This window comes from Roseivirga sp. 4D4, assembly GCF_001747095.1.
Lineage (GTDB): Bacteria > Bacteroidota > Bacteroidia > Cytophagales > Cyclobacteriaceae > Roseivirga.
The window spans coordinates 3,832,952-3,858,280 of record NZ_MDGP01000001.1; the positions used below are offsets into that span (position 1 = coordinate 3,832,952).

Below are 25,329 nucleotides of genomic sequence, written 5' to 3' on the forward strand. Positions count from 1 at the left end.
AGTATTGACCTAACCCGAAATTATAAATACCAGAAATATGGACAATCACGATCATAAAAATAGCCATGACCACTCAGATCATGATCATCACGACCACCAGTCTCATAAGATGAGCCACAAAGAAGAAGCCAAGCATGATCATGGGGAAATGGATCAAGGAGGGCATGGTGGTCATATGGGGCACAATCCCGGACATGGAGAAATGGGACATGACCATCACAGGATGATGATCGAAGATTTCAAAAAACGGTTTTGGGTATCGCTGGTACTTACAGTTCCTATACTGGCCTTTTCACCCATGATCCAGGGATTTTTTGGTTACGAATGGCTACTGCCAGGTAATCCATATATCCTGTTTGCCTTGTCCTCGATTGTCTATTTCTGGGGCGGTTGGCCATTTCTCAAAGGCTTCTACAGTGAGGTAAAAGCTAAAGGGCCTGGTATGATGACCCTGATCTCCATGGCCATCAGTGTCGCCTATTTCTATAGCTCGGCCACGGTTTTTGGACTTCCTGGAGAGGACTTTTTTTGGGAGTTGGCAACGCTGATAGATATCATGTTACTGGGCCACTGGCTCGAAATGAAATCTGTATTAGGTGCGTCTAAAGCACTACAGTTGCTTGTGAGTATGATGCCCTCAGAAGCACACAGAGTTAAAGGCGACCATGTAGAGGATGTGCGATTAGAAGATCTTGAGCCTGGAGATATCATTTTGATAAAGCCTGGTGAAAAAGTACCCGCAGATGGAGTCATTGTAGAGGGGGAAAGCTATTTAAATGAATCCATGCTTACAGGAGAGTCCAAACCTGTGAAGAAAGGACTGGATATAAAGGTTATCGGGGGCTCAATAAACGGTAATGGTTCATTAAAAGTCAAGGTAGAACATACTGGCAAAGACAGTTATCTCAATAAGGTCATTACTCTAGTGCAGGAAGCGCAAAAGTCTAAATCAAAAATGCAAAATCTGTCGGATCGGGCCGCCAAGTGGCTCACCTATGTTGCTTTGGCTATAGGCTTTGGCACTTTGGCAGTGTGGCTGATGCTGGATTTTCCATTTGTGTATGCATTAGAAAGAATGGTTACCGTAATGATCATAGCCTGCCCTCATGCTCTCGGATTGGCAATCCCTTTGGTGGTGGCCATCTCCACAGCTATTTCAGCCCAAAACGGCCTGCTTATCCGTAACAGAACCGCTTTTGAAGAAGCAAGGAAAATTTCTGCATTGGTTTTTGATAAAACCGGTACCTTGACCAAAGGAGACTTTGGAGTCACACGTATTGAATCGGTGCAGGATGACTTTTCTGAAAACGAGATCCTCCGGCTTTCTAGTGCATTAGAACAGAGCTCGGAGCATCCTATTGCGGTGGGCATAATAAAGAAGGCCAAGGAACAGGAGATCACTATTCCCAAGCCCGAAAATTTTAACGCTATTACCGGCAAGGGTGTGGAGGCATCGGTTGAGGGGAAAGGTATCAAAGTGGTAAGTCCTGGATATTTGAAAGAATCCGGTATGGATCTTCCCGAAGGTGCCTACGGAAGTGCCGCTGAAACAGTCGTGTTCGTGATTGTTAATGATGTTTTGGCAGGATATATTGCCCTGGCCGATGAGATAAGAGAGGAAAGTGCGGAGGCTATCAGGATATTTAAAAAGAATAATATCAAGGTGATGATGGCCACGGGCGATAATGATACTGTGGCTCATGCGGTGAGTAATGAATTGGGGCTTGATGGATATTATGCGGAAGTATTGCCCCATCAGAAGGTAGAGATTGTAAAAGAACTACAAGAAGGAGGAGAGTTTGTGGCCATGACGGGTGATGGTGTGAATGATGCCCCAGCACTGGCGCAGGCAGATGTAGGCATTGCTGTTGGGTCAGGCACAGATGTGGCAGCAGAAACAGCGGATATTATCCTGGTTAACAGTAACCCCCAGGATATTGCTAGTCTGATACTCTTTGGTAAAGCTACCTACAATAAAATGATCCAAAACCTGGTCTGGGCCACTGGTTATAATGCATTTGCCATTCCATTGGCTGCAGGGGTACTGTACTCTACCGGATTTGTGTTGGGGCCAGCCGTTGGAGCCGTATTTATGAGTTTGAGTACCATCATCGTAGCAATTAATGCACAATTGCTTAAAGGCAAATTGATCAGAAGTGAAAAATAGAAAGTCTATACGCTTACTAGTTTCAAGACAAGTTTTAAGCCCTGCTAAAAACAACATTCACTAAATAAATACACCATGCATTTTAATCATATTCACTATGATCTGGGTTGCCGAAATTGCAAGAACATACGCCCCAACGGTATGACCATGCTTCAATCCGAAGAAGTCATTGAGCACATGTCACGAGAAGCACTCATTGCCGAAATGGATAATTTCCATGGGATTCAATGTGAACGCTGTGGAGCAGAGGGGGATTGGTTAGTGTTTAGAATTAGTTTGAATGAAGATGATGAGGTTCGCGACCAGTTCAAGATCAATATTTTTAAAGAGAACGGACGAATCTCCGGTAAGCCGGAGGATGGTTTTTTCTCACCTGCCCAGATTGAGATTGCTTTTCAGATAATCAAAGACGAAATCAAGGCATTGAAAGGACAGGAATATGTAGAAAGGCAGGATGGGACTGCCTTCATTATGGTTGATTTCATAAAAGAGGAACCCTACAGTAGAGTGTCGATTTTCGACCTTGATGGATTTACTCTCAGAGAAGTAGAACAGTTTATTAATGTTTTGTCAGCCGGAGTATAGAAGTGTCCGCCTCGATTGGGATACTCATGATAGTTTTAAAGCAATCCGGTACTTGAAGAATAGCACCAAAACAAATTAGAGTTCTTGTCTTATGAGTCTTCTTAATGGCAATCCTTTAGTAATCTTTTTAGAGTCTATAAAGGGAAAGAGCCGTGCAGGGATTGGCATCACCATTATGTTGTCAGTGGCCATTGCTATGGTCTGGGCCAACTCATCTTATGGTGTTTTCTATAGAGAATTCATCCATACCGAAATAGCCATCAAAGTCAATAATTTCGAGCTTTCCGAACCACTTTTGATTTGGGTCAACGATGGTTTGATGGCCGTTTTCTTTCTTTTCGTTGGCTTGGAACTCAAACGTGAAATCCTGGGAGGGAAACTATCGAATTTTCGTTTAGCCATACTGCCTGTGGGAGCAGCGGTTGGCGGTATGCTTGTGCCCGCATTGCTTTATTCAGTATTCAATTTTGGGGGAGTTGGTGAAAATGGTTGGGGCGTACCCATGGCCACAGATATTGCCTTTGCCCTTGGAGTACTTTCTCTTTTTGGTAAGAGAGTCCCGACAGAGCTCAAAGTATTCCTGGTAGCGCTTGCCATTGTTGATGATTTAGGAGCTGTTTTGGTTATTGCGGTGTTCTACACCTCGGGTATTTCAGAGATGGATTTGCTCCATGGATTTTTGTTTTTTCTACTACTTATGGGTGGAAACCTTATTGGTATTCGAAAGGCTTGGTTTTACGGACTTATCGGCATAGGTGGTGTATGGTTGGCTTTCTTTTTTTCGGGGGTTCACCCAACTATTGCAGGTATTCTCATCGCTTTCGCCATCCCGGGCAGGGTGAAGATCAAAGAAGAAGACTTCCTTAAAAACCTGAATTTACTTCATCGGGAGTTTTTGGTTACCAGACCAATACCAGGCAGTTTTATTTCAGAAAGGCAATTAGAGATTTTGGAAGAAATAAAGACAAGATCCAATGATGCAGAAACACCCCTGCAGAAAATTGAATATGGGCTGTCACCAATTGTGGGCTTTCTTATTCTGCCGCTTTTTGCTTTGGTGAATGCCGGAATCCATATTCATGGTAACCTATCGGAAATTCTTACTCATCCCATAGGGCTGGGAATAGGCCTGGGCCTTATAGGGGGTAAATTCATTGGCATTGCCGGAGCTTCCTGGTTAATGGTAAAACTGGGCTGGGCCCAACTTCAAGACAGCATTACCTGGGGACAAATTTATGCAGTAGCCTTGATTGCAGGCATAGGTTTTACCATGTCACTTTTTATTACAGAGCTCGCATTTGATAATGAGGAATATGCCTATTATGCAAAACTGAGTGTCCTCTTTGCCTCTACACTGGCGGGTATTTTGGGGTCTGTGTGGTTACATAAAACCACAAGAATCAAAAAAGCCTAAGTCGCATAATTTCACACATTTAAGGGGTAATTCTGTACCCTGGTTCTACTTGCCTCATGCTAAATTGACTTTCAAAGAAATCAACAACCTAAATTCAAAATTATGCATTGGGGATATAGTTTTTGGGGAATGCACTTAGTGTGGTGGATTGTCTGGATAGTACTGCTTATATGGATATTTGTGACCCCCTGGGATGTGCCAGGTCAAAGAAAACAGCCGGATAGCCCTTTGGATATTTTGAAAAAGCGTTATGCTAGCGGAGAAATTGGACAGGAGCAATTCGAGAGGATGAAAGAGGATTTGGAAAAACAATGAACTAAGGACATTGAGAAGGAAGAAGATGGGTTTATCCGTAATAAAAGCATCTGGTGAGCATGAGGTTTTTGAAGAGGGCAAACTGCGTCAATCCCTGAATAGAGCAGGTGCTACCCCTGAGCTTGTTACACAGATTCTGAAAGAAGTAGCAGGTCAGTTTAATGGGGTAGTGAGCACGCGCAAAATCTATAGGTTGGCCTTTAATTTACTCAAGGCACATTCCCGCAAATTGGCAGGCAAATATCATCTGAAACGAGCCATCATGGAATTAGGTCCGTCTGGTTATCCTTTTGAACGATACGTTGGGGAAATCCTGAAGGCACAAGGATACCAAACCCAGGTAGGGGTAATGGTACAGGGTAAATGCGTAATGCACGAGGTAGATGTGATCGCTGAAAAAGATGATCATCATTTTATGATCGAATGCAAATTCCACAATCACCCCGGTACCAAATCAGATGTCAAAGTGCCACTCTATATACGTTCACGGTTTGAAGATGTAAGGAACCAGTGGATACATATGCCTGGTCATAAAGCCAAGTTTCACCAGGGCTGGGTAGTGACAAATACAAAGTTCACTAAAGACGCCATAGACTACGGAAAATGTAGTGGCATGAACCTGATAGGGTGGGACTATCCTATGAATGGAAGCCTGAATGAACGGATTAACCTTTCGGGTTTACACCCTCTAACCTGCTTGACGTCACTGACAAAAAAGGAAAAGGCAAGGCTTCTCAAGGAGTCAATAGTGCTTTGCAAAGAAATCTGCGAGCATCCGGAAGTACTGTCAGTTCTGGATTTATCCGCTAAGCGTACCGAAAGTGTACTCCATGAAGCGCATGGAATATGTATGGAATTCAATTCAAAAGACCAATGAAAAGGATCATACTCTGTATATCGACCCTCTGCTTATTAAGCCTACTGGTAGGGTGTAATGTCTATAGGAAAGTAACTGTAAACGGTGATAGAAGTTTTGATTATTCTGAATACAGTTCCTTCGCCTGGTTACCGTCTGCCGACAGTACAAAGAACAATGCCTATGATAATTCTACTATTAGAAATAATACAAGGCTTTTCTTTAACCACTGCATGAGACAACGTGCTTATGAGATAGATACACTAGCTCCAGACCTCCTTTTTAAGTTGGAGTGGGTCAACATTCCCAAGGCTTTTGATTATGCGGAGATTGGTTCAGTTCCTACCTGGAAACAAGACTTCATCGATAACTGGTATCATAATGATTTTAAGGCCCTCGATGAAGAGGATATCGATTACGAAATAAAGACAAAGGAATTTGCCTATGGGGCTATTATACTCAACATTTTCAATAGAGAAGAAAAACGGCTTATATGGAGAGGAGTGGCCGAAGGAAATATATATGATGCTGAAAAGATCTATGATGATCTTCATCCAGCAGTTCATCGGTTGATGAAGAAATTCCCAATTAAGGTAAAGAAGAAATAGCCAGAGAATTCAGTGGAGAGAAAAGACAAGCCAATGGAGTATATTCCGAAATACCTATATAAAAAACAGCTTTTGAGGCCGGTGAAACTAGGGATTCTGTTTTCAGTGATAGGAGAATTCTTTATCTTTCTTTTATGGGGAGTGTGGCTTTACCCCGAAGGTAATATCCTGCATAAATTCCTTTGGACTGTTGTCTTTTGTGGTTTGGGTATGGGAGCGACCACTGGTGTTTTGATCAGCTGGTGGGTTGAAGGGAAGTATTGGGGGCGATCGGCTATTTTTGCTTGTGCACTCATTTCCTTTGTCATTTTAGGGTTGTTCTGCAATTTTGTATGCTTCAGTCTTGACATGCACTTCAACTATTTTGGAGCTGCTGCCACTCCCGGCCTTTTTATAATCAATGGTATGTTCATGTCTGCATTGGGGGGGCTCTTGATTGGCTGGCTTAACTTTTCGTATCGGGGGATCAAACTACTCGAAAAATACGGGTTGTAATAAGGGTTCTCCTATGGACATCAAAGACGGACTGATTCCAATATGTAGAATGAAACGTTTGACTTAGGTGGGTAATGACTAGCAAAACAAGTAAGTCGGTTTATTTATTCATAGCTATTACAGGCTTTATCCTGAGCTTTCTCTGGGAGAATCAGCACTTTACGTTGTATGCGAATTACGCCCAATGGATGGAGCAGGTTTATTTTGTGCTCTGTTCATTGGCGGATGTACTATTAATCTTTCTGGTTTACTTTTTAGTTGCTTTAATTTTCAGAAATCCGTATTGGATACATCACTTGGCAGCAGCCCAAATCCTAACCACTTTACTCATTAGTGCCTTGGTATCTTTCTTGGCCGAAAAAATTGCCCTGTATATGAATTGGTGGACATACACAGATCAAATGCCATTGGTACCCTTTCTGAATATTGGTCTTTCTCCCTTTCTAGCCATTACTTTACTGCCTGTACTTACCTTTCTATTTTCCAGGAAAATAAATCAGATTTTCTAGCCTAACTTTCTTGGCTAACATGTCTGTGCTTAGTCTTATCAGGTAGAATCTTCTATTTAAGCACTTACTTAAATGTTGTTTTTCTTTAAATTTGTATTTAAGTAGTTGCTTAAATAATTAATTATGTCTGAACGCTGTATTAGAGTTTTAGCCGATCCTGTTCAAATCAAGGACTGTAAAGCCAGAATTGAGGAGATTCAAACCCCAATTTCTGAGATTGCCAAAATCCTAAACCTCTCTGGAAATGAAGTGAGGTTGAAGATTCTTTACTTGCTTGATTCTGAAGAAAAGATGTGCCCTTGCGATTTAAGTGATGTATTAGGTATGTCGGTTCCAGCTATTTCACAACACTTAAGAAAGTTGAAAGATGGCGGTTTAGTCATAGATAATAAGGTTGGCCAAACGGTTTTTTACCAGTTGGTTGATCACAGTATTTCAATACTCAAGCCCATTCTTACACTTCTCTCATGTCAAATAACAAAGGAGGTTCAAGATGAAAAATAAAAACTCTGGCAATGAGGTGGCAAGTGCTGGTGTATTGACGGCTGTAGTTTCCTCACTTTGCTGTATTACACCTGTTTTTGCACTAATCTCAGGTACTAGTGGAATTGCGGCTACATTCTCCTGGATGGAGCCTTACAGACCTTTCTTGATTGGTCTTACCATTTTAGTTTTAGCGTTTGCATGGTATCAGAAATTGAAACCTCATACAGCTGAGGAGGTGGCTTGTGCCTGTGATGATGATAAACCTTCTTTTTGGCAATCGAGATCGTTTTTGAGTATTGTTACTGTATTTGCAGCAGTGATGCTTTCATTCCCAAGTTATGCCCATGTGTTCTATCCTGAGAATGAGGCTGCTGTGGTGCTCACTCCTACCTCTCAGGTTCAAACAGTGAGTTTCCAAATTGAAGGAATGACCTGTAGCGGCTGTGAGGCACATGTAAAACATGCAGCAGGCGAGGTAGATGGTGTAATCGAAACAATGGCTTCCTATGCCGATGGAACTGCTAAAGTCGAGTTTGACGCATCCAAAACGAATAAAGAGGATATTATAGCGGCCATTAAGACGACTGGTTATAAGGTTACACCTGTAGAAGAATAGTTATGGCATCGGAGGTTTTATTACAATCAGTTATTACTTGCCCGAATTGTGGCCATTCCAACGAGGAAACGATGCCAACCGATTCATGTCAATTCTTTTATCAATGTGATGGCTGCAATGAAGTGCTAAAGCCACTTGAAGGAGATTGTTGCATATTTTGCTCTTACGGATCGGTCAAGTGTCCGCCAATACAACAAGGAATGTATAGATGTTAATAATGTGTAATGCTTGAGAAAAAACTGGAACATCGAAACATCAAACCCACTGCTGTGCGCCTATTGGTGCTAAAAGCATTAGTGGAATCGAGTGCTGCAGTAAGTTTGAACGACCTAGAGGCGAAGTTTGAACGGGCTGACAAAGCTACCCTTTACAGAACACTCAAAACCTTTGAGGACAAAAAGCTAATACATAGCATAGATGATGGAAGTGGGGCCACAAAATACGCACTCTGTGCAGAAGGATGTGAATGCGAGCCACAAGATCAACACATCCATTTTCATTGTGTGAAATGTAATGAAACCTATTGCCTGACACAGTCTAAAATACCCCAAACAAATATCCCTGTAGGTTTCAGGGCATCAAGCGCCAGCATGGTCTACAAAGGTACTTGTCCAAATTGTCTCTGAACTTTGCAAACAGGTTGCATTGGTTTTTCATTAGAATTGCATGGTGAAAGTTCTCGCACTCATATTATCTGTTTTTCTTCTGGGCTTGTCTCTGGTACCCTGTGCGGATGAGCCTGTAATTGATAATATTGAGATTTCATATCAGGATGCCAGCGGGGGTCACGATCACAACGGTTCAGAGGACTTTTGCTCACCCCTGTGTATCTGCCATTGCTGTCATTCACACCTTGTCGTTTATCAATTCATGATGAGTTATTTAGAGGGGTTTAAATTTCAAGGCCATAAAGGAGATTATACTACGCCATTGGTCAGTGGATATCTCTCCTCCCCTTTCCAGCCACCACAGGTTTAATATCGACTTTCTAAAGGGATACAGATACACTATCCCCAGATCTGTTTCGGATACCGAAACAGGAATTCACATCAGATATTAAATCAATCTATTTATGATTAACAAAATCATTTCTTTATCAATAAAGAACAAATTCATTGTGGGCTTGCTTACGCTGGCTCTTATCGGAGTAGGCATCTACTCCATGTCAACTGTTAACCTGGGATCAGTCCCGGATATCACCAATAACCAGGTACAGGTGATGACCGTTTCGCCTAATCTGGCTACTGAGGATATTGAACAATTTGTAACCTATCCCGTGGAGCTTGCCATGGGAAACCTTCCTGGCGTAGAAGAAATTCGTTCTATTTCCAGGTTTGGGCTATCAGTAGTTACCATCGTTTTTGAGGATGATATGGGCACCTATCTTCCACGTCAGTTGGTACAAGAGAAGCTCAACGAGTTGCAGGAAACAATACCGGAGAAATTTGGTAGCCCAACAATGGGACCTATTTCAACTGGTCTTGGTCAGATTTATGAATATACCATTCAACCAAAAGAAGGGTTTGAGGCTAAGTACTCCCCAACAGAGCTTCGCACTATCCAGGATTGGATAGTTAGGAGGCAGCTCACTTTATTGGATGGAGTGGTTGAGGTTAATTCTTTTGGTGGTTATATCAAACAGTACGAAGTAGCCATCAATCCTGACAAACTCAACGCTCAGAACGTGAGTATATCGCAAGTTTATGAAGCTTTAGGAAGGAATAATGTCAATACCGGTGGAGCCTATATCGAAAAGAACAAGATGTCCAACTTTATACGAGGTGAAGGACTTATTCGCTCCCTGGACGATATTCGAAAAATTGTAATCAAAACTGAAAGCGGTATTCCTGTCACCATTGGGGATGTGGCTTCTAAAGTACATTTTGGCCATCAGGTAAGATATGGCGCATTTACTCAAGATGGTAAGGAAGCAGTCGGAGGCATCATTATGATGCTAAAGGGTGCTAACCCTAATGCGGTTATTCAGAACGTAAAAGCCCGTATGGAGGAAGTGGCCAAATCACTTCCTGAAGGATTAGAGATTAACACGATCATTGATAGGAGTGCGCTTATTGCCCGAACGACTGACACTGTAAAAACCAACCTGATAGAAGGGGCTTTGATTGTCATTTTTGCTTTAGTGATCTTGCTGGGAAGTCTGCGAGGCGGAATCATTACAGCCACCACTATTCCCCTTTCGTTGCTGTTCGCTTTTATCTTAATGAAGCAGTTCAATGTATGGGCAAACCTGATGAGTTTAGGAGCCATTGACTTTGGGATCATCATTGATGGAGCAGTCATAATCATAGAGGGCACTGTGTACGAAATTCAAAAAAGGATCAGGTCTGGAAAGCTTGGCTTTAATCAGAAGGTAATGGATGACTTGGCCTCTGAAGCCGGGAGCACCATGATGAGCTCCGCCTTCTTTGGTCAAATCATTATCCTCATTGTTTTTGCACCGATACTCTTTCTCACCGGAGTTGAGGGTAAAATGTTCCAGCCTATGGCCTATACCTTCGGCTTTGCTATGATCGGAGCCATTGTACTTTGCCTCACTTATGTACCCATGATGTCGGCATTGCTTATGAAACCTGTTCAGAACAAGAAAAACTGGTTTGGACGTTTCGAACGATCGCTGGAGTATGTCAGTGATAAGTTAATTGGGGGTATCAATCGCCTTTATCTTCCATTGCTGAAAAGTGCCTTAAGATTTAAAGCCATAGTAATCATAGCTGCCCTTGTGCTACTTGTCCTGGCAGGATTTACTTTTTCACGAATGGGTGGAGAATTCGTTCCTCAATTGGACGAAGGAGATATCGCCATGCAAGCGTTGATCCGGCCAGGTAGTTCGCTTACCGAATCCAAGGAGGTTTCGATTAAGATAGAGAACATCCTGATGGCAAACTTTCCTGAGATAAAAACGGTAACGGCCCGTATCGGAGTGGCTGACATTCCTACTGACCCTATGCCCATGGACATAGCGGATATGTACCTCATTTTGGAAAAGGATAAGGACAAATGGGTGTCCGCTGAGAACAAAGATGAGTTGATTGAAAACATCAAGAATAAGTTGGATCAACAACTCGTAGGCGTTAACCTGGTATTTACTCAACCTGTCGAACTGCGCTTCAATGAATTGCTGGAGGGAGTAAGAGAAGATATTGCTGTCAAGCTGTACGGTGAGGACCTGGAGGTTCTGGCTACCAAGGTACAAGAGATGGCCGATATCATTTCGACTGTACCTGGTGCTGGAGATATTAGTCCGGAACGCACTTCCGGCCTTCCTCAAATGACCGTCCATTACAATCGAAATAAAGTAGCACAGTATGGATTGGACATTCAAAAGTTGAACGAGTATGTGAGTGCTGCTTTTGCCGGTGGTGTGGCCGGGGTTGTTTTTGAGGGGGAGAAACGCTTTGATCTGGTCATCCGCTTTGATGATGCCCACCGAAAAAGTATTGATGACCTGAAAACCTTGTTTATTGACTTGCCTGATGGAACACAGATTCCCATCAAAGAAGTAGCGGATATCAGCTATGTGCCAGGTCCTATGCAGATTTCGCGTGATAACACCTACAGGAGGACTTATGTGGGGGTAAATACACGAGGCAGAGATGTAGAATCGGTTGTGAATGATATACAGGCAAGGCTGGATGCAGAGCTGGAACTTCCGCCTGGCTATTACATTACTTATGGAGGTGAGTTTGAGAACCTGGAAAGAGCCAAGAGCAGGCTGGCCATAGTGGTGCCTATTGCACTCTTTCTCATTTTCGTACTCCTTTATTTCGCCCTGGGTTCATTTTCCCAATCAATCATGATCTATATAGCCATTCCACTGGCAGCCATCGGGGGGGTATTTGCCCTTTGGTTGAGAGACATGCCCTTCAGTATTTCGGCCGGGGTTGGCTTCATAGTATTGTTTGGGGTGGCGGTACTTAACGGATTGGTATTGATTAACCGCTTCAATTCATTAAAAGAGGAAGGTGTGAACAGCATCCGAGAACGAATTTTAACAGGAACAAAAGAACGGATCAGACCCATTATGTTAACAGCAACCACAGATATTTTCGGGTTTCTACCGATGGCCTTCTCAGGTTCGGCAGGTGCCGAAGTGCAGCGGCCATTAGCTACCGTAGTGATTGGAGGAATGCTTTCGGCAACATTGCTCACGCTTGTTGTACTGCCAGTGCTTTACACCTTCGTAGAGAGGCGAAGTGACAAAAAGAAAGGGCTTCGGACTCCTAATACCAATATTATTCTTGTATTGCTCGTTGTGGGCGGACTTATTGGAGTGCCATCACCGGCCAGTGCTCAGGAAGCTAAACAGGTCAATACCCTGGAAGAGGCTATCTCCATTGGCCTGGCCAATAACGGTAGCGTTTTGGTAGCCAAAACGAAAATTGCGATAGAGAAGCAAGGATCTAAATCATCCTTCAATCCTGGAAAAACCAGCCTGGGTTTTCAGCTTGGTCAGTACAACAGCTTTGAAAATGACTTTAGTTTCAGTATTGGTCAAAATTTTGAATTTCCCGCGGTGTACTCAAATCAGAAAAAGCTCGCTGGAGAAAGAACAAAAGGAAGTCAGCAATTCCTTGCAGTGACTGAAAACGAATTGAAGCGCAATATCCGTCAGGTATGGTACCAATTGGCCTATTTGGAGGCAAAGGAAAATCTTCTTCTCTACCAGGATTCCATTTATGCCAGGTTTGTTCGTACCGCTACCTTAAGGTATGAAACTCAGGAAGCGAATTACCTGCAGAAGGTCAGCGCGGAAACGGGGGCCATGGAAATTCAAAACCAGTTGAGATTGTTAACAGCCGACATGGCCATTCAGCAAAAACAACTTCAGGTGTTGCTAAACGACAGCACCGAATTGTCCTTCCACCCCACTGGCCTGCGAGAAAGGGAGTTTATTGCTCCACTAAGTAGTTCATCACTGATAAACAATCCACTGTTAGGACTAACCAGACAAGAGGTTGCCATAGCCAATGCTGAGCGGGCGGTTCAATCTTCCAAGAGGTTGCCGGACCTGTTTATTGGTTATTTCAATCAGTCGTTGATCGGAACCCCCAATGTTGACGGAAGCGTGGCGGGAGCATCTGATAGATTCGATGGCCTGGAATTTGGCATCTCACTCCCTCTTTTTTATGGTGCTTATAAATCGAAAGTTAAATCTGCGGAGCTAAACAGAGAAATGGCGCAAATAAGAGCAGACTACTACTACACGGGTCTTCAGGGACAATACAGTCAAGGGTTGCAGGAAGTCATAAAGTTTCAAAGTAGCCTGGCCTACTATAAGGAAAAGGCGATACCTCAGGCCGATTTAATGATCAAGAACGCCCAAAAAAGCTTTGAAAGTGGGGCCATTGATTATGTGGAATACTTTCAAAGTCTGAATCAGGCACTTGATATTAAATTCAATTACCTCATCGCTATAAATGGGTTCAATCAGGCCCTCATCCACCTGGAATACCTCATCGGTCAATAGTTTCAATAATGAAAACATCAGAAAAAATGAAAAATACGATCATATATATAGTTACCCTTCTTGTAGCAATGACCTTTTTCACTGCCTGTATGGGCGAAGGAAATGATGCGACAACAGTCGAGAATCAAAAAGGAATGAATGAAGAGGAGAAGGACTCTGAAGAAGGGGAATTACATTTGTCTTCACTTAAGTTTAATAGTTTAGGTATCAAATTAGACACTCTTTCGGTCAGGCCTCTTTCCGGACTGGTGGAGGCTAATGGCCAGTTGGAAGTCCCCCCCCAACATGAGGCCACTGTTACAGCCGTTTTGGGTGCAAATGTTGTGACTATCGATGTGATAGAGGGGGACAAAGTTCGTAAGGGACAGGTTTTAGCAAACTTATCACATCCTAACCTGACTCAGCTTCAAACCAATTATATAAAAGCCCTTAGCCAGATGCAGTACCTGGAAAAGGAAATGAAAAGGCAAAAAAAGTTGTATGAAGAAAAAGTGGGCTCCGGCAAAACTTATCAACAAACTCTGGCAGATTATCAAAGCACCAAGGGAGAGGTAGAAGGACTTGAAGTTCAACTGAATCAAGTTGGCTTAAATGCTTTGGAAGTAAGAAATGAGGGAGTTCGTCAAAATGTACCGGTTACCAGTCCAATTGATGGATACATCGAAAAAGTCAAGGTTCAGATTGGTCAGTTTGTAGATCCTCAATCAGAAATGTTCCTGATTGTCAACACAGATCATATTCATGCAGACCTCATGGTTTTTGAGAAGGATGTTCATAAAGTCAAAAAGGGTCAGGACATCTTCTTCACAGTTGAGTCCGTACCAGGGGCCATGCTTTCAGCAAAGATTTATTCTGTTGGAAAACAGTTTGAGCAAAACCCAAAGGCTGTTCATGTTCATGCAGAAATTGAGGAGAAGCGGGACTTTCTTATTCCTGGCATGTATATCAATGGCAAGATTCATACAGAAACTAAATCAGTTTTTGCCTTGCCAGAGGCGGCTATTATAGAGGAAGAAGGTAAACCATATATTTTCATGGCCACCTCACATCAGGAAGACGGGGAAACAGAATGGGCTTTTAAAGCGGTTGAGATACGGACGGGTCTTATTGACGATGGCTGGATTGAAATCAAGCTTTTGGAACCTTTGCCAAAAGGGGCCCTTGTAGCCTGGAACAATGCTTACTACCTCATTTCAGAAATGAAGAAAAGTGAGACTTCACATGAACATTAGATGATTGTTAATGTCCTCCCTTGCAGTGAATCCTTATGTCTAATGGGGAGGATAAGTTTTTTGTACCCCATTAAAAGATGCTAACGATGGATAATAAGTTTAAACAATTATTGACGCTGAAAAAGCTGCGCTCAACGGCCTTGAGACTCTTGATACTGGAAACGCTCGCAGCTCAGGAAGCCACTACCAGTCTTTTTTACCTAAGAAAGGTGGTAGCAAAATCTCAAAGGGTTTCACTCTATCGTACGCTGAAAATTTTCCAGGAAAGTGGTTTGGTACATAGCATTAATGATGGCACAAGATTCCCTACATATGGGTTGAACTATGACCTGAAAGATTTCAGCCTTTATCAGGGTGACCATCCTCACTTTCATTGTAATGTATGTGAGCTTACTTATTGTTTACCCCGACTCAGGACTCCGGATATCAAGCTGCCGAGGGGGTATAAAAATAAGAAGACCAGCCTGTTGCTAAATGGAATTTGCCCGGAGTGTTTAACCGAAACTATATAGAATTATGGGTAAACTAAAAATAAAAATACCTCTGCTGCTTCCTGAAGTACCTGATGAAAAAGATCAATGCGTTTATAAACTCATCCAAAAGCTCCAGGAAAAGAAAGGCATGGAAAAAGTGCATGTGGCTGATGAAACCGACAATGGTGTACCACAGCTCTGCTTTCACTATGATCCTGAGGTGATATCAATCCACAATATCCAAAAACTGGCGGAGCAAACCGGAGCGGAAATCACCAAAAAATTTGGTCATAAACTCATAGAAGTTGAGGGGATACGGCACACTCGCCATGCCCGTAGCATAGAGCGAAACCTTAGTAACAAAGCGGTCATTCTGGAAGCCTCTGTCTCGGCTTCAGGCATGGTGCGTTTGGAATTTGATACCGCTCAGACCGATGAGGCTGAAATACTAAAAACCTTGCGAAAAGAAGGCCTGGACATTCCCGATACACAGGTTAGTGCCGAGCGATTTCTGCGGCAAGCCAGCAAATCTGAACCGTATGAGTCAGAAGAAAAAGAGCATGATCATGAGAGAGGTGAAGATCACGATCACTCACACGGGGGTATTTTCGGTAAAAATACCGAACTGATCTTTTCTGTTATTTGCGGGGTATTGCTAGGCATTGGGTTTGGGCTTTCTTATGTGGAAACGGTCCCTTCATGGGTGAGCCTGTCACTTTATATAGGTGCATATTTCTTTGGCGGATATTTCACGGCTAAAGAGGCCATTCAAACAGTCGCCAAAGGTGGTTTTGAGATAGATTTCCTAATGTTGGTAGCAGCCATCGGTGCGGCTATTCTTGGTGAATGGGCAGAAGGGGCCCTTTTGCTCTTCCTGTTCAGCATGGGCCATGCCCTGGAGCATTATGCCATGAACAAGGCCCGTAAATCTATTGCTGCTTTGGCAGAATTGGCCCCCAAAACGGCCTTGCTCAAGAGAAATGGCAAAACAAAAGAAGTAGGTATAGAGGAACTGAGCATTGGAGACATCATCGTAGTGAAGCCTAATAGCAAAATTTCTGCCGATGGGGTGGTCGTCAGCGGTACAAGTAGCGTTAACCAGGCCCCCATAACAGGGGAAAGTGTACCGGTAGATAAAGCACCGGTGGATGATCCCGATAAAGACTGGTCAAAGGAAAAAGACATCAAAGACGAGCACCGCGCTTTTTCCGGTACGATCAATGGTAACAACACACTGGAAATAAAGGTGATCAAAGTAGCGAAGGACTCTACACTCTCCCGCCTTGTGAAACTGGTCAATGAAGCCCAAACCCAGAAATCACCTACCCAGCAACTTACCGACAAATTTGAGAAATATTTTGTACCTGCTGTATTAGTACTAGTGGTGTTGCTCCATTTCGCTTTTCTGGTCATTGACGAAACTTTTAGCGAAAGCTTCTACCGCGCCATGGCCGTGCTGGTTGCTGCCAGCCCTTGCGCGCTGGCTATTGCCACTCCGAGTGCGGTGCTCAGTGGAGTAGCCAGGGCTGCCAAAAGTGGGGTGCTTATCAAAGGTGGCCGTCCACTGGAGGACTTAGGCGTACTTACCGCCCTGGCTTTTGATAAGACCGGAACACTAACGGAAGGTAAGCCTAAGTTAACCGAAGTGGTGGCCCTGGGTGAGGTGAATGAAGAGGAATTATTGAAAATAGCAGTGGCGGTAGAGAATCTCAGTGACCATCCATTGGCTAAGGCCGTAGTGCATGACGGGAAACAGCGACTGAAGGGTGCTGACATACCGGAGGCGAAAGACCTTGAGGCCGTGCTTGGGAAAGGGATCAAAGCCACACTGGGAAGTGACAAAGTTTACGTTGGCAACCTGGAGTTGTTTGAGTCGCTGGATGATAAGAAGCCATCAAAGGAAACAGAAGAAAAAGTAAAATCCTTAGAGTCTGATGGCAATACCACCATGCTCATCCGGCAGAATGACAATTACATAGGCATCATCGCCCTGATGGATACGCCAAGAGAAGAAGCGAAAAATACCTTAGAGCAACTGAAGAAGATCGGCATCAAACGCATGATTATGCTCACCGGTGACAACCAGAAAGTGGCCGATGCAGTAGCCAAAGAAATAGGCCTTACAGATGCCTGGGGCAGCCTGCTGCCGGAAGAAAAAGTAGAAGCTATTCAAAAACTTAAGGAAAAGGAATCTAAAGTAGCGATGGTGGGCGATGGCGTAAATGATGCCCCGGCCATGGCCAACAGCACAGTGGGCATTGCCATGGGTGCGGCAGGAAGTGATGTGGCCCTTGAAACAGCCGACATTGCCCTGATGGCCGATAAGCTGGAAACATTGCCCTTCGCTATTGGGCTAAGCAGGAAGGCCAAAGGCATTATCAAGCAAAACCTGTGGATGAGCCTGGGAATAGTAGCCTTATTGATTCCAGCTACGGTTTTCGGATTCGCCAATATTGGTGTTGCAGTGCTTATTCATGAAGGTTCTACGCTGGTGGTAGTATTTAATGCCTTGAGGTTGTTGGCTTATAAAAAGTGAGAAATTGAGTAAAATCACATTCATAATCAGCAAAATGGACTCTCCTTCTGAAATCTTCAGGTGGTCACATTTGAGGCCTGATTTTCCGAAAACACGAACATGAGTGCATGGTCGAATTATTAATATAAGTTTATAATCATGAGTTTTTATCAAATATTTTTACCCATTGCGACCCTACTCTACCTCCTGCTGGTTTTTGTTCTTAGGTCAGTGATTCTTTGGAAGCAGACAGGGGTAAATCCATTTGTTTTTGGAAAATCGGAAAAAGCCCATGACTATATCGGAAGGGTTTATAAACTGATGGTACTGTTCACATGGGTGTCTATCGGATGCTATTCGTTTTTTCCAAGTGTTTATGATTATTTACAACCAATCGACTATTTGGAAAATGAGCTGCTCAGGTTTTCAGGTCTTATGCTTCTGATTATTTCATTTATCTGGACAAGTATCGCACAATACCAAATGTCAAAATCATGGCGGATTGGTATTGACTACAATGAGAAGACAAAACTGATCAGCAAGGGACTGTTCAAATATTCGCGTAACCCAATATTTCTAGGGGTACTCATCTCCTATTTGGGAACATTTCTGATCATTCCGAATATTTTGAGTTTTTCAATTATGCTAACGACTTATGTGACCATACAAACTCAGGTTCGATTGGAAGAGGAATATTTAGAAACCGTACAAAAAGGCGATTATGTAGAATACAAAAAGAACACTCGAAGATGGCTTTGATATTCAAGAGCACTTTCATCATAAGTCAAATGGACTGCCCCTCGGAGGAGCAAATGATCCGCATGAAGTTAGAGCCTCTCAGCCAGGTAAAGCATCTGGAATTCGATATTCCTGCACGCAAGCTCGAAGTGTTCCATATGGGTGATGTCTATCCGATACATCAAGCGATTGGTGAACTAAAGCTTAATGACCAATTAGAAGATACTGTAGAAACAGAATTGCCGACAGCTGCAAATGAAGACCAACAACGGACAATCCTATGGTGGGTATTAGGTATCAACTTTGGGTTTTTTGTTATTGAGATGACTACCGGATGGATTTCAAGGTCTATGGGACTGATAGCTGACTCCTTGGATATGCTGGCAGATTCTATTGTTTATGGGCTGAGCCTCGTAGCAGTTGGGGCGGCTTTATCGCGCAAGAAAAGAGTAGCGAAGATTAGCGGCTACTTTCAGATGGGTTTGGCCTTGATAGGTTTTTCTGAAGTATTACGAAGGTTTTTTAGTGACAGTGCAACGCCTTTGTTTCAGTGGATGATTATCGTTTCACTTCTGGCTTTAGCTGGCAATATGATTTCACTTTGGCTCATTAATAAAGCCAAGAGTAAGGAAGCTCATATGCAGGCTAGTGCCATATTTACCTCCAATGATATCATCGTCAACGGAGGGGTGATACTTGCCGGCATAATGGTTTATTTTCTGGAAAGCAAATGGCCGGATTTGATAATAGGTGGGATCGTATTTGCTTTTGTATTGAGAGGTGCCGTAAGAATTTTGAATCTTTCAAAATAGTAGGGAGCTTACTCACAACCATTTACATGCAATGAAACTAAGGTAGGTTACAAACTGTTTGAGTAGGTCAACCTGTAGGAAGGGGTCAGGTCAAAACCGAAAGGTCACTTTGCTAACCACATTAAAGTACAGGATGAAAGCTTTGTGAGTTGGAAGACTGCTAACGGCCTTTGCTTTCTTAATTGTAGTTAAGCTAAGAGAAGATCGTTTAAAGTATTTTATTTTCCATAAGATAAATTATCACACTTAGAAGAGTTCAATTTGATTCAATTAAGGGTTGTGTTCATAAGTGGAATGTGTTTAGTTTCTTGCCTTGATTATAAATGCTGTGGGGCGAACATGAAACAGACTGATTTAGTGTACTATATAATAGATATTTTGAGAAGACTCAAGCAAGATGTGAGGGTTATACGCCATCAGCAGAGTCTTATCCTTGAATTTATAGGAATGGCGGAAGTAGAGTCTAAAGGTTCGAAGCCAAGTGCTCGGCTTATCAGTGAGACTGCAAAATATCGTAAGAATATATAGATAACAGCAGGAATGCCGCCAGTGAGCTCACTCTTTATCCATTCCGGGATCAACCGGGTTTATCAAATTTGAACTTGACCTCTCAAAATCCTGATCAAGTTCCGGTGCCTCTTTGGTTTGGTCGGTATTGCTCTTCTCATTGAAGTTTGAATCCAGGTGATCGAGAGAAAGCAGCTTCTCTGCGGCCTCCCGGCTGCCACCAAAGTCTTTGTAGTATTCCGTTTCTAACTGAGTTTCGAATACCATGAGTTCTTTTTGAGCTTCATTGTTCAGCCGATTGAGCTCATTCTGATAAGCCTCCTTCTGCATAAATTCTGGTCCAACGAACTGCTTTTCGGCCATTTGGCGTTGAACATCCTGCATAAGTTCTTGTCTTTTTGTTTCTACCTCCTTGTCTATTTCCTGCTTCAGATAGTCCAGGCTTTGTTGTTGGTTTTCTTTACTACTTGCCATATGTAAGTCGCTTTGATAGAATAAAATCATGTTTGATATCAGCGCCCCATTGAATCCTTTGCAAATCAATGTGGTTCGACTGTTTTTGAAGAGAGTCAACGAATTGATACCCTTTTCTCAGTGCGAAAATGTTGATTGGAGCGATGATCAGATTGCCTCTAGGGTGGTGGTTTATCAAAGAATTATAAACCTCGGAGAAGGATGCCCTGAAAAAGCAGCCCTTGAATATTGTCGCTTGCTGATCGGTCTCCAGACAGAAGAATTGCTCAAGACCGTAAAATCCACTAGGAGTGTTCATTAGAGACGTTCATTGTTTCGGGAAATGTTCGTTAAAATACTGAAAGATAGAAGTGGCTTCGTCTACAGTGAAATGACTGTTTGCCGCCTTATCCGGATGAATTTGTTGGTATAGTTTATTGCGATAACTCCTAAAACTGTTCCCATTTAATGTATGTATGGAATTTGAGAAGTCGCTGTAAAATCTCCCCCCTATTCTATGAACATCGAAAGCTTTGAACTTGCCGTTTATGGGCGAAAAGTGAAGTTCAAAGGCATCGATGAAACGGTCTTTGGCTGATGCTTTATTCGAGTTTTTATGAGCTTCCTGGCGAAACCGTGACCTCTTGTTGTGATAAGCGGGCTCCGTGGTTTTGAACATATCCGAAATGGAGTTCATCAGTCGCTTAGGTATCGTGCCTATAAGCTTAAACTGTATTGTAAGAGAAGTGTTAAATCGGTTGATCCACTTGTCACCAATGAGCATGATAACAAGTGGAAAACTCAGGACAAGTAACATCAGAATCACTAGGTTAGGCATGACTAAAATGTGTTTCGGTAACTCGAGTCGCGAAATTCCTGGTAAAATATTGAGATACCAACAGCAATCAAGACGATACCCAACCGAGTGTCATTACCAAATTCTAAGATGGCCCAACCAGACAGACAGAAGATACTTGGTTCCATATATGTTTCAATAAACCCTGCAGATATTCTGTTTGTACGCAATTGGATTGCCCAGATTAATACAGATCTCCCCTTTCGGTTAGGAGATTCATCATCAACCCAGTCTGCAAAAAGGCGCAATAGTATTGTTGATAAACCGGCCAGACCGAATAGTAAAATATAGTAACCCAATGCACTGCCGGAAGGCTGCCAGATCAGGCTAAAAATGGTCTGCCAGGTCATGTCCATACCAGAGAATAATTTCCAGAACAGAAAAGACAATCCTTTGAATGTGTCAATGAAGGTGCTGAATGACTGATTGTTAATGGCAATGAAGAAGATCAGTGTATGCAGGTATAAATAAGACCCAAACGCATGTTTACCAGGTTTTCTTCGTAAGATCAGTCGACCAGAGGTGGCGAGCACCTCAATTAGGTAGCTAAATAAATCCGCTATGAGTGCCCAGAAAAAGCCGGAGAAATTGAAGCTCTGTATTTTAATGGCTTCCCCAAGTAGGCGCCATCCTCTCCATGTGCGCAGGTACTCCAACATTTTGGCATTGGAGTACCTGCGAATGATATGAACGCTATGAGTATCCATATTCCTGGATTAAAGAGTAGCCTTTGTTTTGACAACAGCTTTTCTCTCGCCAAAAAACCTGGACCAAAACCTGGAGGCAGCTAGGGACAATTCGTCCTTTTGCATGTCGACACTAAAAACAAGTGTGATCTCAAGGTGACTTAGGTCATCTGGCAATGGCACATCCTCAAGAAGTTTGGCCTTGAGCAATTCATAGTCTTCACCGTAGAGTAATGAGGGATTTTTCAAATACTTGTCCTCAGCCATGTCGAGCACTTCACTTTCCGATATCAGATCACTCAAACAATAAACCCTGGTGATCCTGGTAGTATCCAAGTATCCCAGGCTGTGCATAAACGGTCTGTAGAAGTGTGTTTGCTGATGATTATCATCAGAGTCTATAAAGTTGATCAGGCTGAATCTCAATTCCCTAAGAAACTCTCTCTGTTCTTCTATGCGCTTTTTCCTGTTTGAGATGAGCCAATGTCCACTAGGCTCGAGGCTGTGATTAGTTACCTCAGGTATGGATTGTTGACCAATCACCGAGACAAAGACGTTAATTTCTTCCCCGTAGTAATTGACTGAATCGATGCCTATGGTCTCAGCCAGGAAATCAAATACTTCCTGGCTACTGATCTTTTGATCCTTGGCCCCAGACATCGATTTGTCTGGCAAAAACAGATAATCCTGTGCGAATGATGTATGGAAAGTAAAGACCATTAGTAAAGTAACAATTGTGGTAGCTCCTTCCATACCCTTTCTACCGCGCCTTAAGCCTCTCTCGTAGCTGTCCTGAATTTGGGCTAATGCTTGCTTTTCCTTCTCTGCAAAGTCCTTAACTACATTGGCCCTGTCAGTTTCGGCATTGTTGAGCTGCTCTCGGAGGCTCTTCACATCGTTTTCCTGGGCGCGAAGAGTCGTTTTGTAGTTTTTCTTAGCCTTGGCAGTGATCTCCTGAACGATTTTTGCGCGTTGTTTCTCAAGCTTGGACTTTGCGTTCAACAATCGACTTCGATGAGCTCGAAGCTCTTTGGCAAGGACAATGAGGTCATGACTGAACTTGTTGAGATTGTATACATAAGAAACGATAACACTAATGGCAAATAAGAGGTACAAGAGCGTTCCGGTCAGTGCCAGGTTATCATCAAGCGTAGCTCTGAGTACCAGTATGACCGTACACAGTATGATACCAATACCAATACATACTTTGGCCAGCCTAGTCTTCTTTTTTTGCGTCAGAAATTTACCAGCCAGGTGTCCCATCATGGCAATGAAACAGGACAGAGCGAGCCCCATAAGCATGGCAAAGATTGGTGGAATGTCATAGAGTGTCTCTATGGGCTCCCAGGTGAAGGGAGAATCAGTACCAATAATGCCGATGCTGATAATAACAGAAGGAACCACCTTCTCAAAAAATGATCTGCGTATTTTTGCTATGCCTCTTGAATCAATCTCAGCTTCAACATCATTGATTCTATCGTCAGTTTCTTCAACCTCACGATCAACGTTCTCAACTTTACTATCAATGGCGTTGATGTCATGTGCTCTGTCTGTGTAAAGTTGCTCCTTCTCATTCTCAATGAATGACTCCTTACCGTCTTGGATAATGGTCAGTTTTTTGATGGCCTCATCTAACCTCGGTTTTAAGTTCAGTATGAGTTTATCATACTTTTCCAATACGATGTTAAGGCCTTGGGCGAAGCGCGTTCTCAACTGCGTATTAATATTTTTCAGTGACAGTTTGTTTCGGGCAGCTTCAAAAGCCCTTTTCCTCCATGTCTGTAAGCCATCAACATGGTAGTTCGGGTCGCTGATGACTTTCAAGTCATCATCTTCAATCTTTCTCCTTGAGAAGATTGAAGAAATCCATTTAATAATCTTCATAGTCGTAGTTTAAGTCCCATTGACATTGTCAAATAGGAACTTCAAACGACAACATTTTTGGTTTGAAAAGCAAAGTTAAATATCTGAAATACAGATAGTTAAAGAGATATTTTGAATTCAAATCATGTCTTTTGAATCCAATGAATTCATTATTAAATATTTTGAACTCAATTGAATTTAATTAAATTCAATAATTCAATATTTAATTCAAAAACATTGACTGATAAGGAACAACTTGAATATGCCTTGGCTGATTTTGAAGATTATAAATCTAGAATCGACCAAACCAAGTTTAAATACGTAGGGTTTCTCACCTGGCTCCAGGAAGATCGAGGAGTTAAGGGGTTTAGCGGAGGTAACCTTTCTAATTTAAGATCGAGTTTTAGGACTTGGATCGGTAAGGCTGCCAAGGGTAAGCTTGCCATCGAGGTGGATTCGCTCGATTGTGTTGTTAAGGCGCGGAAATTTGTTTTCGAAGCAAAATGCTATTTAGATAAGCAAGGGAAAGATGAATTTTCAGATAAGACCTGGTACTTCTATTTTTTCTATTTGTCTGGCAGAGTGACCGGGGAACACCCCAAACTGGGTCGGGCGATATTATGTACTCAGAAGTTTGGAAAGTGTACCTTTAAAAATGTTGGTCTGGCAGATGATCCTAACAGTGACGACTACATAGGTGATTACAAAAAACTCAAGGACAATAAAGTCCTGGTGTTTGACCTTAATAGCAATGGTGAAAGGAATCTACATATTAAAACTCCCTACAAAACCAATGATGATGATATTCAAGTTGGTAGCTATAATGTTTTTGATGGGGAACGTCTTTATTCCGGCACTGTAATTTTAGAACAAATTCGCCACGATAGTGCAGATTTTTCATCAAAGCAAGAAGATGATATAGACACCGAATTAACAGCAAAGCTTATGTCGCATATCCGGAATAGAGAAGACTTTGATGAGGTAAATAGTACAATCTTGGAATTTCTTTCAATCAAAAGATACAATTACAGCCTATTACCTCAAGCTCACAGGACATTAGATTCGCTGCAAGTTTTCATGGATGGTTATTCTCCATTTAAAAGAATAGAGGAAAGGTTTCTGGAAGGTCTGAAGCCTAGGGTGTTCATAGCTTCACAAACAATTTCGAAGCGGACCGATGGTATTGAGGTACAAGTGGATGGGGAGAGATTGAAAAGAATTACCTCAGACCTGGAAGAAAAGTTAGGGTCTAAATATGAGTTCAGAAGCTCTTATAAAGTGGACAAAGAAATGGCCAAGAAATATGGGATTTACAAAGCTCAGGCTGCAGTGTCATTGGAAAATCTGAAATTTATAAGGAATTGTCGCTTCTGTATTTTCTACTTTCCGGCCAAAAAAGAGATATCATTCTCAACAGTCCAAATTGGTTGGGCCCTTTCTTCAACCAAGCACATAATTGTAGTCTACAAAAATGGTAATATCTCTAAACGTTTGGAGCAGTTTAGTGACCAAAAAAACAAGAGTGGAGAAAACGCAATATTCTCAATTAAGAAAATAGGATATGACCATCTTGAGTTAGAGCAAACAAGAATATACGATGAAATTGAACGCTTTTTGGAGGTTAATTCTTGACATAAGTTTCAAATGAACATATA

General features: G+C 42.5%; 25 protein-coding genes. 20 read left to right on the top strand and 5 right to left on the bottom strand.

Features of this window, described 5'->3' with window-relative positions:
• Positions 1–37: 37 nt before the first annotated feature.
• From BFP97_RS16685 to BFP97_RS16770, 19 genes are all read left to right on the top strand, one after another.
• On the top strand, positions 38–2,167 hold the full coding sequence (locus BFP97_RS16685; RefSeq protein WP_069843509.1) for a copper-translocating P-type ATPase: 2,130 nt from the start codon (positions 38–40) through the stop codon (positions 2,165–2,167).
• 75 nt (positions 2,168–2,242) lie between these two features.
• Positions 2,243–2,752: a hypothetical protein gene (locus tag BFP97_RS16690; RefSeq protein ID WP_139135345.1), complete on the top strand. Its 510-nt coding sequence runs from the start codon at positions 2,243–2,245 to the stop codon at positions 2,750–2,752.
• A gap of 91 nt (positions 2,753–2,843) precedes the next feature.
• Positions 2,844–4,166: a Na+/H+ antiporter NhaA gene (gene nhaA, locus BFP97_RS16695; RefSeq protein ID WP_069843511.1), complete on the top strand. Its 1,323-nt coding sequence runs from the start codon at positions 2,844–2,846 to the stop codon at positions 4,164–4,166.
• 102 nt (positions 4,167–4,268) lie between these two features.
• Positions 4,269–4,481, top strand: a complete 213-nt coding sequence (locus BFP97_RS16700; RefSeq protein WP_069843512.1) for an SHOCT domain-containing protein — start codon at positions 4,269–4,271, stop codon at positions 4,479–4,481.
• Between the two features lie 10 nt (positions 4,482–4,491).
• Positions 4,492–5,358, top strand: a complete 867-nt coding sequence (locus BFP97_RS16705) for a restriction endonuclease (RefSeq protein ID WP_255399480.1) — start codon at positions 4,492–4,494, stop codon at positions 5,356–5,358.
• Positions 5,355–5,945: a DUF4136 domain-containing protein gene (locus BFP97_RS20390; RefSeq protein WP_170827496.1), complete on the top strand. Its 591-nt coding sequence runs from the start codon at positions 5,355–5,357 to the stop codon at positions 5,943–5,945. The genes BFP97_RS16705 and BFP97_RS20390 overlap by 4 nt, the downstream gene beginning before the upstream one ends.
• Before the next feature lie 12 nt (positions 5,946–5,957).
• On the top strand, positions 5,958–6,440 hold the full coding sequence (locus tag BFP97_RS16715; RefSeq protein WP_139135346.1) for a hypothetical protein: 483 nt from the start codon (positions 5,958–5,960) through the stop codon (positions 6,438–6,440).
• Positions 6,441–6,514: 74 nt separating this feature from the next.
• Complete coding sequence (locus BFP97_RS16720; RefSeq protein WP_139135347.1) at positions 6,515–6,949, top strand: hypothetical protein; 435 nt, start codon at positions 6,515–6,517, stop codon at positions 6,947–6,949.
• A gap of 123 nt (positions 6,950–7,072) precedes the next feature.
• Positions 7,073–7,453 (top strand): ArsR/SmtB family transcription factor, encoded by a 381-nt coding sequence (locus tag BFP97_RS16725; protein WP_069843516.1) that lies wholly within the window; start codon positions 7,073–7,075, stop codon positions 7,451–7,453.
• Positions 7,443–8,051 carry a mercuric transport protein MerTP gene (gene merTP / locus BFP97_RS16730; protein ID WP_069843517.1) on the top strand — a complete coding sequence of 203 codons (609 nt, stop codon included), beginning with the start codon at positions 7,443–7,445 and terminating at the stop codon, positions 8,049–8,051. Before BFP97_RS16725 ends, merTP begins: the two co-directional genes overlap by 11 nt.
• Positions 8,052–8,053: 2 nt before the next feature.
• Positions 8,054–8,266: a GDCCVxC domain-containing (seleno)protein gene (locus BFP97_RS20860; protein ID WP_083262631.1), complete on the top strand. Its 213-nt coding sequence runs from the start codon at positions 8,054–8,056 to the stop codon at positions 8,264–8,266.
• A 9-nt stretch (positions 8,267–8,275) separates the two neighbouring features.
• Positions 8,276–8,677 carry a Fur family transcriptional regulator gene (locus BFP97_RS16735; RefSeq protein WP_069843518.1) on the top strand — a complete coding sequence of 134 codons (402 nt, stop codon included), beginning with the start codon at positions 8,276–8,278 and terminating at the stop codon, positions 8,675–8,677.
• Positions 8,678–8,717: 40 nt separating this feature from the next.
• Positions 8,718–9,029, top strand: coding sequence for a DUF6660 family protein (locus BFP97_RS16740; RefSeq protein WP_069843519.1), 312 nt, complete (start codon positions 8,718–8,720; stop codon positions 9,027–9,029).
• A 94-nt stretch (positions 9,030–9,123) separates the two neighbouring features.
• Positions 9,124–13,539 (top strand): CusA/CzcA family heavy metal efflux RND transporter, encoded by a 4,416-nt coding sequence (locus tag BFP97_RS16745; protein WP_069843520.1) that lies wholly within the window; start codon positions 9,124–9,126, stop codon positions 13,537–13,539.
• 8 nt (positions 13,540–13,547) lie between these two features.
• Positions 13,548–14,771, top strand: coding sequence for an efflux RND transporter periplasmic adaptor subunit (locus BFP97_RS16750; protein WP_255399481.1), 1,224 nt, complete (start codon positions 13,548–13,550; stop codon positions 14,769–14,771).
• A gap of 86 nt (positions 14,772–14,857) precedes the next feature.
• Positions 14,858–15,283 carry a Fur family transcriptional regulator gene (locus BFP97_RS16755; RefSeq protein WP_069843521.1) on the top strand — a complete coding sequence of 142 codons (426 nt, stop codon included), beginning with the start codon at positions 14,858–14,860 and terminating at the stop codon, positions 15,281–15,283.
• A 4-nt stretch (positions 15,284–15,287) separates the two neighbouring features.
• Positions 15,288–17,780: a heavy metal translocating P-type ATPase gene (locus tag BFP97_RS16760; protein ID WP_069843522.1), complete on the top strand. Its 2,493-nt coding sequence runs from the start codon at positions 15,288–15,290 to the stop codon at positions 17,778–17,780.
• A gap of 138 nt (positions 17,781–17,918) precedes the next feature.
• On the top strand, positions 17,919–18,518 hold the full coding sequence (locus BFP97_RS16765) for a methyltransferase family protein (RefSeq protein ID WP_069843523.1): 600 nt from the start codon (positions 17,919–17,921) through the stop codon (positions 18,516–18,518).
• Complete coding sequence (locus BFP97_RS16770) at positions 18,518–19,309, top strand: cation transporter (RefSeq protein ID WP_221406649.1); 792 nt, start codon at positions 18,518–18,520, stop codon at positions 19,307–19,309. Before BFP97_RS16765 ends, BFP97_RS16770 begins: the two co-directional genes overlap by 1 nt.
• Before the next feature lie 555 nt (positions 19,310–19,864).
• Here BFP97_RS16770 and BFP97_RS16780 read toward each other — a convergent pair.
• Genes BFP97_RS16780 through BFP97_RS16800 form a run of 5 tightly spaced genes read right to left on the bottom strand, consistent with a single transcriptional unit; the run spans position 19,865 to position 23,695 of the window.
• Entirely contained in the window at positions 19,865–20,290 is a 426-nt protein-coding gene (locus tag BFP97_RS16780; protein WP_139135349.1) for a hypothetical protein, read from the bottom strand.
• Entirely contained in the window at positions 20,280–20,588 is a 309-nt protein-coding gene (locus BFP97_RS20670) for a hypothetical protein (protein ID WP_139135350.1), read from the bottom strand. Before BFP97_RS20670 ends, BFP97_RS16780 begins: the two co-directional genes overlap by 11 nt.
• Before the next feature lie 9 nt (positions 20,589–20,597).
• The gene (locus BFP97_RS16790) at positions 20,598–21,107 is read right to left on the bottom strand and encodes a hypothetical protein (RefSeq protein WP_069843528.1); all 510 of its coding nucleotides are present in this window, start codon (positions 21,105–21,107) and stop codon (positions 20,598–20,600) included.
• Between the two features lie 2 nt (positions 21,108–21,109).
• Positions 21,110–21,832 carry a hypothetical protein gene (locus BFP97_RS16795; RefSeq protein WP_069843529.1) on the bottom strand — a complete coding sequence of 241 codons (723 nt, stop codon included), beginning with the start codon at positions 21,830–21,832 and terminating at the stop codon, positions 21,110–21,112.
• Between the two features lie 9 nt (positions 21,833–21,841).
• On the bottom strand, positions 21,842–23,695 hold the full coding sequence (locus BFP97_RS16800) for a hypothetical protein (protein WP_069843530.1): 1,854 nt from the start codon (positions 23,693–23,695) through the stop codon (positions 21,842–21,844).
• A gap of 216 nt (positions 23,696–23,911) precedes the next feature.
• Here BFP97_RS16800 and BFP97_RS16805 point away from each other — a divergent pair, with 216 nt between their 5' ends.
• Positions 23,912–25,306 carry a hypothetical protein gene (locus tag BFP97_RS16805; protein ID WP_069843531.1) on the top strand — a complete coding sequence of 465 codons (1,395 nt, stop codon included), beginning with the start codon at positions 23,912–23,914 and terminating at the stop codon, positions 25,304–25,306.
• Positions 25,307–25,329: the final 23 nt, after the last annotated feature.